The organism is Prevotella sp. AM42-24, from assembly GCF_003461825.1.
GTDB lineage: Bacteria > Bacteroidota > Bacteroidia > Bacteroidales > Bacteroidaceae > Prevotella > Prevotella hominis.
This window is the reverse complement of record NZ_QTXV01000076.1, coordinates 1-12,449: the sequence shown is the minus strand read 5'-3', so window position 1 is coordinate 12,449 and position 12,449 is coordinate 1. Positions and strand designations below refer to the sequence as shown.

Here is a 12,449-nt window from a genome sequence, read left to right as displayed (position 1 = left end):
ATAAAATAAGTTAAACTAAAATGCTGCGGAATTTAGGATATCTTGAAGAAGAACGTAATGAACAAATTAGAAAAGAAAATGAGAGACGATTCCAACAAGAGCAACAAAGGATAAACAATCAACGTCTTCATGAGATTAATGAACGTAATCGCATTGCTTTAGAACGGGAAAATGCGAGGAGAAGAGCAGAGGAAAAAAGAAAAGCGGAACAAAAGCGAAAAGAAACCAGTCGCACAAACACAAATGTTCCTCCGTCGCAACCGAAGAATAATCGTTGGTCAATAGGCTCTAATCCAACTCTTCTTCCACGAGCAACCTCATCAAAAACAGCAACTACAAAAACAAACTCATCTAATAAAACCGATGGAAAAGAGGGAAAGTAAGTAATCTTATTGCAAAATGAATTGTATATGCAGTCAATCGCCAGTCGGTTGGCTGCATTTTTTCTGTGTGCAAGGATGGTCTATTCGCCACCGATGGAGGGGCGGTTTGCACCGCATGCCTCCAGATAGTTGTTTACTGCGTCACGCATGGTGAACTGTCTCATACCTGTCTTTGCCCAGTAGATAAGGGCATCGGCAGCTGTTTTTCTTGCCTTGCTGTATTCGTTGTCTGTCATGATTCTGATGTTTTGAGTTTTCTAAAAAAGTGTGATGCATATCCAAATGGTGATTTCAACAAAGATGATAGACCAACTTAGGAAAGCCAAGCCGAACATCCAGGCATAGGTGCTACCGTTGAAGTATGCACCCTCCTCGATATTGCGGATTCGTTTAAGCTCTTTCTGCTGGTGAGTGAACAGGTCGTTTATCCGCTTCTCATGCTCGTCAAGGGCTTGCTTGAAAGCAGAAATGGCGGTGTTGTTCCGCTTATCCAACTGGGCAACTCCTTCATCGTTGATACCTACTTTGAGGTCGCTTTGCTCAGCCTTGACTATGGCATGGCATATTCCGTCAACGATGTTGTCTGTGCTTCTGTGGGCAGCCATAAGTGCCACTTTCGCTGATTCCAATCCCCGATAGGCGTTGCCAAGTTCCTCCTTTGCGTCATTGAGAACTTTCTTGACTGATTCTATCTCTTCCAGAGTCACCTTGATTTCGTCTTTGCCACTCTCTATGTTCTCGTCCTCCTGCATCTGATTGTACAGGTTAAGCACATCCTGTGTGGCATCTTTCCTGTTTTTTCCCATACTGTTTTTACTGAAAGTTATCGTTTCATGCCTCTCTTTATCGGCTTGCAGAGGCTGTTTGCCTGCCTTGCGCAGCGTCTTGCCCAGTCACGGTCATCATCATCCTTGTCACGTCCCCAACCACTGCCAGTACTGCCACCGCCACCACATGACTCAGACATTGATGTGGCAGCATCGAGGTAGTCCATGAAGAGCAGCATAGCCACATTCAGAATGTCGTTGTGGCTTGCAGATCCATTCTCAGGGACTTCGATACAACTGTTCATCGTGTCGTATGCAGTTCTCGGCATAACTATGTTGAAACGCTCGCCATCGACTTCAATAATCTTCCTCAATCTGGCAGAAAGGACAGGCTTGCCATCATTGCTTGTGCGAGACTGACCACTTGGCATTGCTGTGCTTCTGCTGTCCACCGTGGTAGCGTTTGGTACAGTTGGTGAAGGTCTTTGAGCAACTGCAACAGGTGTTGGCTGTGGGTGCAGCTTACGGAAGGTATTACCGATTTTCGATGCGGTGAGATTTCTGCCTACACCCAGTTCTGATGCCTTGATGGTTGTTCTTCCGAACTTGAAGCGATAGCCATGCACCCTGCCTTGACCAGTCTTGCCACGGATAAGTTCGATGTCATATCCCTTTGCCTTCAATCGGTCGGCATATTCATCCCAGTCAAAGAACGGCATTGACCGCAGCACATCCATACATGCTTTGGTCACCTCTGCAATACGCTCCTGACGAATATCCATGGCATCCTTCCAGCCATGACTCTGATTGACAGCTTTCGCAGCCATCACGGCACGCTCACCGATAAACTTCACATCATTGAGATTACCATCCATGTCGATGCGGTTCACCACCAGATGCAGGTGGGGAATGCCACTCTTTGAGTCACGATGTAGGGCGGCAAAATACTGCGAGTTGGCTATGTTGGTCGGCTTGACCGAAGTTGCAGCCTTACCCTTCTTCTTCCCGATGTGGTTCACCTTGGAGATGCCATCCATCTCATGGATGAACTCGTCAAGGAATCTCCTCCAGTCTTCCATCGTCCAGTTCCGTGCCTCTTCCTCAGATGGTGAAAGCTCAAAGCGGATGGACGTCAGTTCGATGGGCTTCTTGGCATACCTCTGCTTGAACATGGACTGATGCAGCACCATTTCGTCCCACATGCCCATAGGTGGCAACTCCTCGCTAAGATGATTAGTCTTGACGATGTCCGCACGGTTGTTCTTGGTTGCGTAATTGGTCATTGCCTGCCCATGCTGAATCGCTGATGCTTTTGCTATCATAACATATCTAAGAATTTGTCCCTAATGCGGCTCAATTCCTCTATCAGGGTGTTGATACCTTGAAGCCAACGCTCCATGAAGTCGGCTCTCTTGAAGAGTTTCAGCCTCTCAGTCTGTGGCAGGGCATGAAGCGCATTGCGCACATAAACCAGTTCAGACCTTGCCCCGATTAAGCCCTTCAAGGCTTCCTCCTGTCCTTCGGTCATGGGTAGGGAAGGTTTGTGTCCGATGCCTAAGTCATGAAGATATGTGCTCTTGCTCCTGCCTGACAGTCGGGCATTATGTACTACCAAGTCGTAGTGTTCTTCTGTGAAACGAACGTCAATGTGTCTGGTCTTCGGAGGTCTCTTCCTTGAGGTTTTCTCCGTGTTGTTATTCTTGTCTTTTGTCATTGTAGATGGGGTTTATAAAGTTTATACTTGATATAACAGGACAGCCAATGTGAGCCTGCGAACATTCAAGAATGCCAGTAGGAAGCGGTGGGCGAAGCGAAACCGTCTGACACTGGTACTTCTTGTTTAGACCTCCGAAAAAAAACTACGGCTAATAGAGGTAGCGGCTTCTGGATAGCTTGCCTGTCGGGAACGTCAATAGTCGAAATAAGGGAAAAGTAGAGATGACATCATGAGTGACTTGGGGTGATATGCGCGCCATGTCTCTCCGTGTGATCCTCGCATCGTCCTTCATGGGGCGGTGGCTGCAAGAGGTTGCCCTCGTCATCATAGACAGGAGACGGCAGCAACTCAATGGGTGATGCCCCTTCTCCTTGATTGCAGTCATCTTCTGACGGCTGTCCAACCTCATACTCAAAATGGTCATCACCTTCCTTTTCCCTTTGTTTGAAGTCTTGTGGTATCGGAGAAGGATCTGAAAGTCCATCCCCGATAACATGAGAATTAACGAAAGGGGAAGAGGTATTATAAGAGGCAGGAACATGGGGCTGCTGAATGTCGGCAGTGGCAGGAATGACACTGTTGTCTTTCTGCTGCCCTGTGCCATTGGAGAGATTGCCTCCCGAAGAGTAAACGGTTTCGGATGGGACATCGGACACCAGTTTCTCTTGGGTGGCGGAAGTCACGGATTGACGGTTGTAGAAGGGGTTCTTGATGGCTTCCTTGATGCCGTCAACGTACCAGAAGGCGATGCATAGTATCGTATGTATGGAGGTGCGGTTGTTCCTCTCGGTTGAGAGGATGCCCACCTGATTGAACAGTTCCACCACCTTTGCCGCTGTCTTGCGGTCACACTTCCAAAGGGCAGACAGCTCAACGGTAGAGATGGCAAACTGCCCGATGGAGAGAGAAGCGGAGAAGCCTGTCTTCAGATAAACACTTGGCTTGGTGGATGCCATTGATACAAAAGTGCCGAAGGCGGTCATGCGGTGGAAGCCCTGCCTGTCATCCTTCAAGAAATCGAGCTGTTCCTTGGTCAGCAGGATTCCGTATTTTATGCTTTGGTTACTCATCTTGAAAAACTGATTATTAGTGAAACGGATTACTCAGCAAAGAAAGAATGAATAGTTTCTCTTTCCCCTTTCGTAAAAAGTAGATTACATGATTCTCTTATCCGTCATGCCATTCTTCCCCATCAGGATTTTTCTCGCCCTTGACCCTCTTCATGGAGGCAGGCTTGTTCTTCTTGCTTTTCTGCAACATTGCCAGATGAGCCTCGAAGTCTGCCTGTTCCTCCTGGGTCGATTCGTAAGGCTTGTCCCATGAGCCACCTGCCTCAATCCATTTTATCAGCTGGTCTTTGAAGAAGTAGAGCGTGTTCCCTCTCTTGTAGAAAGGAATGCGCCTTTCAGATGTGTAAGCATAAAGCGATGAGACTTTCTTTCGGACGAAGGCACTTGCCTCTCTGATGTCCATAAGAACATGGTCATTCTCGCTCGGAGCATTGCCTATTCTCTGACCAATGTCATCAAGACGAGTCATCATCGTATTGACCTTTGTCAGAAGTTCGCCAACTGCACTGGGCAGTTGGTCGAACGATAATGATTTGTTTTCTTCCATTTGTTATCCTGATTATGTTTTTCACTTATGTCTGGTCACTCTCTTCCTTTGTTGGTATTTTGAGCGAGATACGTTCTGCCGCATCACGTTTGAGTTCGTCCACCACATCGGCATACACCTGAGTAGTGGCAAGATTGCTATGGGTAAGCAGCTTGCTCACGGTGTAGATGTCCGTTCCCTCTGCCAACTGCAAGGTGGCAAAGGTATGACGGAAGCAGTGGAAGGTGATGTGTTTCTCGATGCCGGAAGCCTTTATCCACGGTTTGAGATACAATGCCACTGTACTGTTCGTGAGATTCTTGAACACCTGTCCAGTGCTTCGCTCGCCACAGAGCTGCAAAGCCTCTTCGCTGATAGGCAGGATTGCAGCGGTGGAAGTCTTCTTTGTGATAATGTCCATTCCCCAGCCGCCATCAGCCAACTTGACGATATTCTCCCACTGGAGTCTGATGCAGTCAGAAAGGCGAAGACCTGTAAGGCAGGAGAAGAGACCTGCACGGCGAAGGACATCACTCTTGCAAGGAGTCTGAGACAACTGCAACAACTCTTCCTTGGTGAGGAACTGCCGCTTGTTGCCATGAGCCTTGGCACGCACAAGTTTCTTGGCGATATTCTCTTTGAGCAGTCCGTCCTCGTATGCGATGGCAAGGATGCACTTCAACTTGGTAAGGTTGTTGTTGGCTGTTGTTCCCATCATGCGCTTGCCGTTGTGCATACAGGCATCCGACAACAGGTAGTCGAGGAATCCCTGGCAGTACGGAACGGTAAGGTCGCAGAAGCGGCACTCGCCATGCGTGTAATTGTGGAAGTGCATGTAGGCGGTTGCCCAGTTCTGGCTGCTGCCACGCTCAATCATGAGGTTCTTGAAATATTCCAAGAAGCTCTCCTTGCCCTTGTTGCGGTCGAGGAAGCCATACTCCTCATTGATGATGGACTCAGTCCTGCGGCACTTGATGATTTCCGCTTTCTGAATCATACTTTTGTTGTACTCCTGCTGAAAGCGTTCAACAGGGTTGGTGTAGATGTAAAGACCAAGGTACTCCCTGCGTGAGAGCTTGCCTGTCTTCGGGTTGCGGATTGGAGGATAGAAATCCAGATAGAGGGAAGTCTGTCCGTTCTTGATAGGTCGTTTCCGCACGGTGACCTTTGTACAAATGTTCGTCATATTGTTATTCTTTTATTATTCTTACCGATGTGTATCTGTGGATGCGAATAGCCATGGTCGCAACGCTTTAACTCTCAAATCCGATGCAAAGTTAGATTGCCGTGAAAAGAGAAAAGCAAAGATGGCTTCAAATACAGCCAGAATTTAACCTGAATTTGCTTTTGAGTATGATTTTACGCTCAAAATCAGACTAAAAGCAGGTATTGGATGCGTTTTTTGTCTTATATCCGTTACTCTGCGTTGTGGGTTTGTTTCGACCGACATGGATGGGTGCTGCATAGCAATTGCAACGGCATGGGTCGTATATGAGTTTGTTTGAACCATCTCTTGACTTGTGTCTCACTTCCGTTTTGCCTTGGTCGTAGTACTGCTTTTCTCTGCCTTCTTGCGTGCAGCCTCCCAGTCTGCTTTCAGATAGTAGTTGGCTCTTCCGCCTTTGAACTTTCGGATTCTCACTCCATGGGTCTCCGCAAATCTGCGTACCTGTGTCTTGCCTAATCCGTAGAGTTTCATGATGTCGAAGCAGGTGTACCAGTCATCGGAAATGTTCTTACCCTGTTCTTCATTATAAAGCCCGATAACCCTTTCCACGTCTTCTTTCTTGAAGCAGGTCGTTCCCCATGCGTGAACTGACTGGAGTTGGTAACGATTGCGGACTTCATAGAATCTTCCATACTTGATATTAAAGGTGCTCAACACCTCTGCCATTGTGTAATGGGTGTCGTGGGTTACTCCATCAGGTGCTCTTTCACCAGCCCTGGGAGTCTTGCGACACTTTGCCAACTTGTTGACTGAGCCAGTCTCGGCATCTTTTAGCCTCTGTGCTTTCTTGGACGTTGCTCCTTCTAACGATAGGGAAGAAGGGAGAACCACCTGATAACCTTGTCCCTTGGCTATTTCAAGAAGGTCTTGCAAATAGATCCTGGTCATGCGTGTACCGAAATTTACGGCTCTTAGCCTGCCTTGACGAATAAGACTGCGTACTGTCTTGACGCTGATGCTTACTGCCTGCGCTGTTTCCTCTACGGACATCAGCACGATTGGAATGCGAGTTGTAGTATTCATTTTTACCGTTATTTTTGAATTTTGCAGTGACTCATGGGGGATGGTCCTTGACGGAAACTTTTAAGAGGAAACAAGGGGAAATAAGAGGAAATAAGAACCCTCATTAAGAACCGTGTGTCCCTCTGCCCATGGTACAACCGTGGTACAAAATTACTATAAACGGATGAAACTCGCAATAGGCGGTTGGAGCGTTATGTTAATGAATATGTATTGAAAATGAGCTATTTATGACGTTTCTCTAAGTTTTGTTTGGAGTTCTTTTCGATGCGTTTTAGTCCATATGATAATGATTTGCCGGAACCAGACGGACCCAAAACAAAGAAATTTGAGTTATTGGTATATCTCTTCTTTCCCTCTTTTCCCGATGTGTCAACAGCCAACGGCAAACCTTGACGGTCGGTATAGTAACATTTCAAAGCAGAATCGTCACCAACGGCTTGACGTTCCTTGTACATAAGACACAAGGCTGCTTCTGATAATGTAAGGAACTGGTCGTAGTCTTGATTTAAACGGAAACAATTACCGGGGAAACTTGCCACAAATAACTCCAACTGATTGTAAGCTCGTTTGGATATATGTATGTTGTATCTTGCAAAGATATTCTCCAAGCTGTTGGTTACCTTCTGAAAATCATAATCGGAACTTGTCTGTACGATTAGATTATAATGGGCATATACGAGGATTTTTCCGTTTCGTGCAAGCTCATTCTGTACAGCATTGATGTCCTCAACGGCAATCTGATTGTTCGGGTTCGGTATAGAGGCATGACGGTTCTTCTTTTTATCAAGTTTCATCATTTCCCTCTTCTGATTAGGAAGGAAGATAACTTGATTATAAACTATAGAATCCACGCCAGGCACATGATCGATGTCTGCCAACAAGTCTTGTGATATTACAGCATTGTTGACAGACACATCTGTATAAGGACGTATATTGCCAGGCAATCCAATATTGTCAACGTCCAACAGGCTATATACCTTTATTTGTTTATTTCCCATGCCTATCTTCTCACTGTCAACCTTGAAGTCGGTCATGGATATATTCTTATTCTTAAAGTCAAAAGCAAAGAATCGGTCTGCATATTCTTTGCATTCCGCAGCCGATAAGAAACGGCAAGTTATCTCACCGCTCTTCAATCGGTCAGATACTTTTTGTATTTTCACAAGGAAATCTCTCCACTTGGAGTTATCGTAGGTGTGGATGCCTCCTTTCTTTCCTTTTTGTGTAATAATAAGATAAGTTGTTGCCTCTGTGTACTCACGTCCGTTGAAGAAACGGAAGTACGCCTCAGAAAGAAAGGCTTTCTTACTACCTTTCTTCTTTTTGGCTGCAACTCTGCTCATGTCAAAGTTTTTTCTGACAAAAACGTCCTGCTTGTGCAGGGCATAGCCCTCTCCAAGCACCTGTATGACTGATGCCATGAGAGTTGTAAAATCATAATAGCTATCTGTGTCGGCTGAATATTTCTTTATCGGATTCTCCATTTCCAATACAGCCGAATAATCTCCTTTCTTGGTGTAGATGATTCCTTTGTTCTCTACATCCTCGACGCTGAAATAGATATCCTCGAATATCTTGGCTCTTTTGCTACCAGTGCCAAATGCCCAAATGGAAAGAGCCATTCCTGAAAGGATGGAAACGAATACGAGTATAACAATAATAACAACCATATATATTAACTTTACATAAAAAACATCAATATCGGGAAGAATGGGCAAAAATGAAAATGCCTGTAGGTGACTTCTTTGAATGAAGCCCCTTGTGCTGCTTAATGAATATCATAGCACCACCGAATCCCAAAATTGATGTTATCAAAACCAGACCAACCAAGAAGCCAAAGACGATGTAGCCTATCAGAAATGAAAGAAGACCTCCACCAACCGTGGCTGCTGCCCAATAAATGTATCTACCTCGAAGACCCAGAAATTCAAGGGGCTTTTGAAGCCCCTTGAATACTGGGTAGTCTGGGTAATCGCCCCTTTCTTCTGCCATACTCGACGATTACAAACCGAAGAACAATGGCAAACTCTGTGCAGCGGCGATGAGGAAGATACAAGCACCAACGATCATCATGATACTCTTCTTGACATCCTGCTCCTCATTGTTCATCTTGATGTAAACAGAAATTGCACCGATGATGGCAACGATACCAGCCAAGGCATAGCAAAGATTAGTAACGACAGGCACATACTTCTTCAAAGATTCGGTTGAAGAATTAATTGCCTTAACACCAGAATCGATGTCCTGAGCAAATGTAGAAACGGTGAATACGAGCAAGAATGCTGCAACCATTGCCACACGAGGGTTCTTTACCAAAGACTTTGCCTTCTTGAAGGCTACGGCTGCCGCTCCCAGAGCGCAAGCCGTGAACTTTACAATTGTTTGATTCATTTTTTGTTTAAAATATATGTAAATTAAAAATTAAAATAATCTATCTGTTACACCATAGTTGAAACCGAAGAAAGCTGGCATCACAATTGTCGCACTCAACAGAAACAGAATTGAACCTACAAGCATAATGATGCTTTTTGTAAAGCCTTCTTCTCCAGCTTGCATTTTGATATAAATGCTTGTTGCACTATAGAGTGAAAACAAGGTGGCGATGGCATACATGAGCTGCATTACATAGGAACACATTGCCAGTACATATACAACCATATTATATAGTCTTCCACTGCTACCGCTATAATCGGTAGAGCCACAAACGGCAAATGTCTCTTGGGTAAAGAGTAACAAAGCCAATAATAGAAATATGTATTTCTTTCCCTTCATAGCCATATATATTAAGAGAAGCTTTCAGTTGCAGATTCCTTTTCAATCAAACTATTTCTGAACCAATCATCAAATTGATCTACATTTAAGTCCGCATCAGAATGAATTTGTAATTCTGCTGCTTTGTCTTTTGCAGCCTTTGCTTCTTGGTAAAGAATATTGTTGTCGGCAGAAGCAATGTCTTCCTCAGACACTTCCTGCTTTACATCCTCCGAGACTGTAGTATCGGCGTTTTCAGCAGGTGCTTTTATTGGATCTGTGACACCTTCTTCGTCAACAAATGTAGGAGTCTCGTCAACTGCTTCCTCATTATGCTTGTTGTCAAGCGAAGCAATGACTTCTACATTATCTTTTTGTTGGCTCTTGTTGCCAAACAAATCCATGCTTATCATTACTGCATAATAGATGACATATACAAATGTCAGTATCGCTGCAAAAATTCCGAATGCACTCATAAATATCTATTTTTTCGTTACTAATATGAAATTGGCTGCAAAGTAAATGCTTTTTTTTCTAAAAATAAGCAAAAAATTAATGTTTCTCTTATATTAACATTAATAAATTAATAAAAGGCTTATTTATTGCTTAAAATGTTAAAAAACGGCAGTTTATTTTTTTTATATCTATAACTATGTTTCCGTTTCTTGTGTTCAACCTCAATTTTTTTAGCATAGGTTGTGCCGTTAACCATCACCGCCAGCTTTTTAAGTGCAAAGGTATGGCAGCCCAGGCAGACACTAAACACCAGTCGATGCTCTCCCTATCGGCGAAGATTTTTTGCAGCAGACTTCCGCAATCAGAGATTGGGTATTCTACAAAAATTCTCTACCGATTGTTTGGCTTACTGCCTTATTGGGCTGCCATCTTATAAAGCACGTAAAAAGGCTTAGGTGATGACGGTTATGCCGGAATGATTCTAAAAAAAATCTCGGATTGAACGAAACGGAAAGTCCTTAAAAGGCAGATGAATCAGGAAATCCAGAATAAATTTTATGTTGAACCATTTAAAATTATTGAAGTATGGCAAAAATAAATGATTTCAATATTAGTACCTGTCTTACAGAGCTTTCAGAGACTGAAAAAGAGTTTTTGAAAGACACCGTCAAGAATGGGGAAGAGTGCGGTTGCTTTGGCAGAGTAGTACGTAATCCTGATGGCAAGCTCGGCAATGGGTTCTTTTTTGGTTATGTTCCAACAAGTGAAAACTTGAAAATGCTACAAGCAATATGGGACAAAATGAATAAAATAAGAGCCACAAATATTATTAGCTATGCTCCGACTTTTTATGGAGGAGATGTTCTCTTGATTAATGAGAAGTATGCTAAAGATTTTGAACAATGGGCAAAAAAATAGTCTTGAACAACTATATTATTTAATTGGGTTGAATCTTTTAAATTTTGAAGTATGAAAGTATTTCTCTTTTATCGTACAGATAATTGGAACTCACATGATAGCAAGGATTTGGTATACATCGGGACAAACAAAGAGGTTAGTATCAAAAAACTAATGAAGTTGAAGAGCGAGCCTATCACAGAAGAACAAGCGGATGATTTGCGAAGAATGAATCAAAGCCAGTGCAGCGGTTTGTCTTATGAATGGGTTATTGAGCCTTGCAGAGTAAACCAGCTACGTTAAGATGAAGAGCAATGATTACGGATTTACAAGATAAGATATGTAGAGGTTGCAAACATAATGTTTATCACTACTCTCCATTATCACAAGATTATGATTACTATACTTGCCGAATCGGCAGATGCCCTGGCAAGTGTTATCAAGGAATATACAATAATTAAATTATAAAAGATATGAAAGCAACAGATTTATCAAAAATTATATATGAATGTGATATTCATGCACTCACAGACTATTATTCGTTTGTAGAAGTTAAATATGACGATGCTGACAATAATACAATAAATGTATTTCGTCATGGCTATGATTGTAAAAAGCACGTTCCAAAAGGAATGTACTTGTGGTTTTCACCTAATGAAAATGAAGCCGAAGAGTTCAAGGAGATATTGGAACGTGTGTTTGGTAAGACATACCAAACACAAATCTTCTTCGAGAATGATATGGATGTAATATTAAAAATAGAGGATTAAATAATACTGACGATATGAAACAGTATATCAGTTTTAGCTACAACGAGGAGTATTTGCCTACTCCTCGTTGTAAGAAGTTAAGAGTACGTGAGGTTAAAAGTTCTACATCTGTAAACATCAGGGAATGCAGCAAGGAAGATGCACCTGTTGTGATGGTGGTCAAAAGTTATGACTGTGAGGAATGTGAGATAAGAGTGTTTAAAGGTAAACTATATCGCAATGCTCAATGGCGTGACATAAAAAGAACTGATTACCCTTTGGAACAAAACGAAACTGTAAACACAATGGATTGGCAACATGCAATATGGGGGTATGATTATTACAATGATTGCCGTTGGTCGGGTGATATAGGTGATGCTACTTCTAAAGCCAAGATAAAGAAAAAAGCAGGTAAATATCTTATAATTGGTGATATGGTTTTTATGAGAACAACAGAGCCTATCTATAATATAACTTGTTTCGGTTGCAATGATAGTGCAGGAATGTTTGTAAAATATGCAGATAAGGATTCCAAGTATTGCTCTAATTATTCAGCCTTGCAGCGTGAAGAATGCCACGAGGAATTGAAGAGAATACTTTCTTATTGCCGGAACAAATATGATAATTCTGATAGTTATGATATTAAGGTCTTGGCTCCCGAATATGTGAAATTCAAGAGGGCAAAACATAAATAATAATGTAATCTTTTTGGTAAAAATACCAATAATATAAAGAGAGAAGTATTGTCTAATGCTTCTCTCTTTATATTTCCAGGCTGCTCCCTCATCGGTCGCAGCCATCAAGCGAACCATTCAGCTTCACCTGCAAAGAGGTATCTCCGATGGTATTTTTATATTCAAGTATTAATTTATGACTATAATG

At 43.0% G+C, this 12,449-nt stretch carries 18 protein-coding genes; 5 read left to right on the top strand and 13 right to left on the bottom strand.

What is annotated here, in order from left to right; all coding sequences use genetic code 11:
- Nucleotides 1-20 precede the first annotated feature (20 nt).
- Nucleotides 21-383, top strand: coding sequence for a hypothetical protein (locus tag DW917_RS14775; protein ID WP_053078087.1), 363 nt, complete (start codon nt 21-23; stop codon nt 381-383).
- 80 nt (nt 384-463) lie between these two features.
- On the opposite strand, the gene DW917_RS17320 is transcribed toward DW917_RS14775, so the two are convergent.
- The 13 genes from DW917_RS17320 to DW917_RS14715 form a co-directional block, all read right to left on the bottom strand.
- Nucleotides 464-619: a hypothetical protein gene (locus tag DW917_RS17320; RefSeq protein WP_158570194.1), complete on the bottom strand. Its 156-nt coding sequence runs from the start codon at nt 617-619 to the stop codon at nt 464-466.
- Nucleotides 620-640: 21 nt separating this feature from the next.
- Nucleotides 641-1,189, bottom strand: coding sequence for a hypothetical protein (locus DW917_RS14770; protein WP_118119915.1), 549 nt, complete (start codon nt 1,187-1,189; stop codon nt 641-643).
- A 17-nt stretch (nt 1,190-1,206) separates the two neighbouring features.
- Nucleotides 1,207-2,472 carry a relaxase/mobilization nuclease domain-containing protein gene (locus tag DW917_RS14765; protein ID WP_118119913.1) on the bottom strand — a complete coding sequence of 422 codons (1,266 nt, stop codon included), beginning with the start codon at nt 2,470-2,472 and terminating at the stop codon, nt 1,207-1,209.
- Nucleotides 2,469-2,864 carry a hypothetical protein gene (locus DW917_RS14760; protein ID WP_118119911.1) on the bottom strand — a complete coding sequence of 132 codons (396 nt, stop codon included), beginning with the start codon at nt 2,862-2,864 and terminating at the stop codon, nt 2,469-2,471. The genes DW917_RS14765 and DW917_RS14760 overlap by 4 nt, the downstream gene beginning before the upstream one ends.
- 230 nt (nt 2,865-3,094) lie before the next feature.
- Complete coding sequence (locus DW917_RS14755) at nt 3,095-3,937, bottom strand: hypothetical protein (protein ID WP_118119909.1); 843 nt, start codon at nt 3,935-3,937, stop codon at nt 3,095-3,097.
- Nucleotides 3,938-4,034: 97 nt separating this feature from the next.
- A complete protein-coding gene (locus DW917_RS14750; protein ID WP_048317556.1) occupies nt 4,035-4,484 on the bottom strand; it encodes a helix-turn-helix domain-containing protein in 450 nt (149 codons plus the stop codon).
- A gap of 25 nt (nt 4,485-4,509) precedes the next feature.
- On the bottom strand, nt 4,510-5,649 hold the full coding sequence (locus DW917_RS14745; protein WP_048317558.1) for a site-specific integrase: 1,140 nt from the start codon (nt 5,647-5,649) through the stop codon (nt 4,510-4,512).
- Nucleotides 5,650-5,988: 339 nt separating this feature from the next.
- Entirely contained in the window at nt 5,989-6,714 is a 726-nt protein-coding gene (locus DW917_RS14740) for a helix-turn-helix domain-containing protein (protein ID WP_048317560.1), read from the bottom strand.
- 221 nt (nt 6,715-6,935) lie between these two features.
- The gene (locus DW917_RS14735) at nt 6,936-8,384 is read right to left on the bottom strand and encodes an ATPase (RefSeq protein ID WP_370453541.1); all 1,449 of its coding nucleotides are present in this window, start codon (nt 8,382-8,384) and stop codon (nt 6,936-6,938) included.
- Between the two features lie 25 nt (nt 8,385-8,409).
- Entirely contained in the window at nt 8,410-8,706 is a 297-nt protein-coding gene (locus DW917_RS14730) for a DUF4133 domain-containing protein (RefSeq protein WP_118119907.1), read from the bottom strand.
- 9 nt (nt 8,707-8,715) lie between these two features.
- Nucleotides 8,716-9,105 carry a DUF4134 domain-containing protein gene (locus tag DW917_RS14725; protein WP_370453540.1) on the bottom strand — a complete coding sequence of 130 codons (390 nt, stop codon included), beginning with the start codon at nt 9,103-9,105 and terminating at the stop codon, nt 8,716-8,718.
- Between the two features lie 30 nt (nt 9,106-9,135).
- Nucleotides 9,136-9,486, bottom strand: a complete 351-nt coding sequence (locus DW917_RS14720; protein WP_118119917.1) for a DUF4134 family protein — start codon at nt 9,484-9,486, stop codon at nt 9,136-9,138.
- Between the two features lie 11 nt (nt 9,487-9,497).
- Nucleotides 9,498-9,941, bottom strand: a complete 444-nt coding sequence (locus DW917_RS14715; protein WP_118119905.1) for a hypothetical protein — start codon at nt 9,939-9,941, stop codon at nt 9,498-9,500.
- Nucleotides 9,942-10,506: 565 nt separating this feature from the next.
- On the opposite strand from DW917_RS14715, the gene DW917_RS14710 reads away from it, so the two are divergent.
- The 4 genes from DW917_RS14710 to DW917_RS14695 all read left to right on the top strand — a co-directional run bounded on the left by DW917_RS14710 (nt 10,507) and on the right by DW917_RS14695 (nt 12,262).
- Nucleotides 10,507-10,839, top strand: a complete 333-nt coding sequence (locus DW917_RS14710; protein ID WP_118119903.1) for a hypothetical protein — start codon at nt 10,507-10,509, stop codon at nt 10,837-10,839.
- Between the two features lie 153 nt (nt 10,840-10,992).
- Nucleotides 10,993-11,121, top strand: coding sequence for a hypothetical protein (locus DW917_RS18105; RefSeq protein WP_255415340.1), 129 nt, complete (start codon nt 10,993-10,995; stop codon nt 11,119-11,121).
- 170 nt (nt 11,122-11,291) lie between these two features.
- On the top strand, nt 11,292-11,588 hold the full coding sequence (locus tag DW917_RS14700; protein WP_118119899.1) for a hypothetical protein: 297 nt from the start codon (nt 11,292-11,294) through the stop codon (nt 11,586-11,588).
- A gap of 14 nt (nt 11,589-11,602) precedes the next feature.
- Entirely contained in the window at nt 11,603-12,262 is a 660-nt protein-coding gene (locus DW917_RS14695; RefSeq protein ID WP_118119897.1) for a hypothetical protein, read from the top strand.
- Nucleotides 12,263-12,449: the final 187 nt, after the last annotated feature.

Bases quoted from the DNA above. Each gene is read 5' to 3' on its own strand.
- DW917_RS14775 (WP_053078087.1), top strand. From the start codon at position 21: ATGCTGCGGAATTTAGGATATCTTGAAGAAGAACGTAATGAACAAATT.
- DW917_RS17320 (WP_158570194.1), bottom strand. From the start codon at position 619: ATGACAGACAACGAATACAGCAAGGCAAGAAAAACAGCTGCCGATGCC.
- DW917_RS14770 (WP_118119915.1), bottom strand. From the start codon at position 1,189: ATGGGAAAAAACAGGAAAGATGCCACACAGGATGTGCTTAACCTGTAC.
- DW917_RS14765 (WP_118119913.1), bottom strand. From the start codon at position 2,472: ATGATAGCAAAAGCATCAGCGATTCAGCATGGGCAGGCAATGACCAAT.
- DW917_RS14760 (WP_118119911.1), bottom strand. From the start codon at position 2,864: ATGACAAAAGACAAGAATAACAACACGGAGAAAACCTCAAGGAAGAGA.
- DW917_RS14755 (WP_118119909.1), bottom strand. From the start codon at position 3,937: ATGAGTAACCAAAGCATAAAATACGGAATCCTGCTGACCAAGGAACAG.
- DW917_RS14750 (WP_048317556.1), bottom strand. From the start codon at position 4,484: ATGGAAGAAAACAAATCATTATCGTTCGACCAACTGCCCAGTGCAGTT.
- DW917_RS14745 (WP_048317558.1), bottom strand. From the start codon at position 5,649: ATGACGAACATTTGTACAAAGGTCACCGTGCGGAAACGACCTATCAAG.
- DW917_RS14740 (WP_048317560.1), bottom strand. From the start codon at position 6,714: ATGAATACTACAACTCGCATTCCAATCGTGCTGATGTCCGTAGAGGAA.
- DW917_RS14735 (WP_370453541.1), bottom strand. From the start codon at position 8,384: ATGGTTGTTATTATTGTTATACTCGTATTCGTTTCCATCCTTTCAGGA.
- DW917_RS14730 (WP_118119907.1), bottom strand. From the start codon at position 8,706: ATGGCAGAAGAAAGGGGCGATTACCCAGACTACCCAGTATTCAAGGGG.
- DW917_RS14725 (WP_370453540.1), bottom strand. From the start codon at position 9,105: ATGAATCAAACAATTGTAAAGTTCACGGCTTGCGCTCTGGGAGCGGCA.
- DW917_RS14720 (WP_118119917.1), bottom strand. From the start codon at position 9,486: ATGAAGGGAAAGAAATACATATTTCTATTATTGGCTTTGTTACTCTTT.
- DW917_RS14715 (WP_118119905.1), bottom strand. From the start codon at position 9,941: ATGAGTGCATTCGGAATTTTTGCAGCGATACTGACATTTGTATATGTC.
- DW917_RS14710 (WP_118119903.1), top strand. From the start codon at position 10,507: ATGGCAAAAATAAATGATTTCAATATTAGTACCTGTCTTACAGAGCTT.
- DW917_RS18105 (WP_255415340.1), top strand. From the start codon at position 10,993: ATGAAGTTGAAGAGCGAGCCTATCACAGAAGAACAAGCGGATGATTTG.
- DW917_RS14700 (WP_118119899.1), top strand. From the start codon at position 11,292: ATGAAAGCAACAGATTTATCAAAAATTATATATGAATGTGATATTCAT.
- DW917_RS14695 (WP_118119897.1), top strand. From the start codon at position 11,603: ATGAAACAGTATATCAGTTTTAGCTACAACGAGGAGTATTTGCCTACT.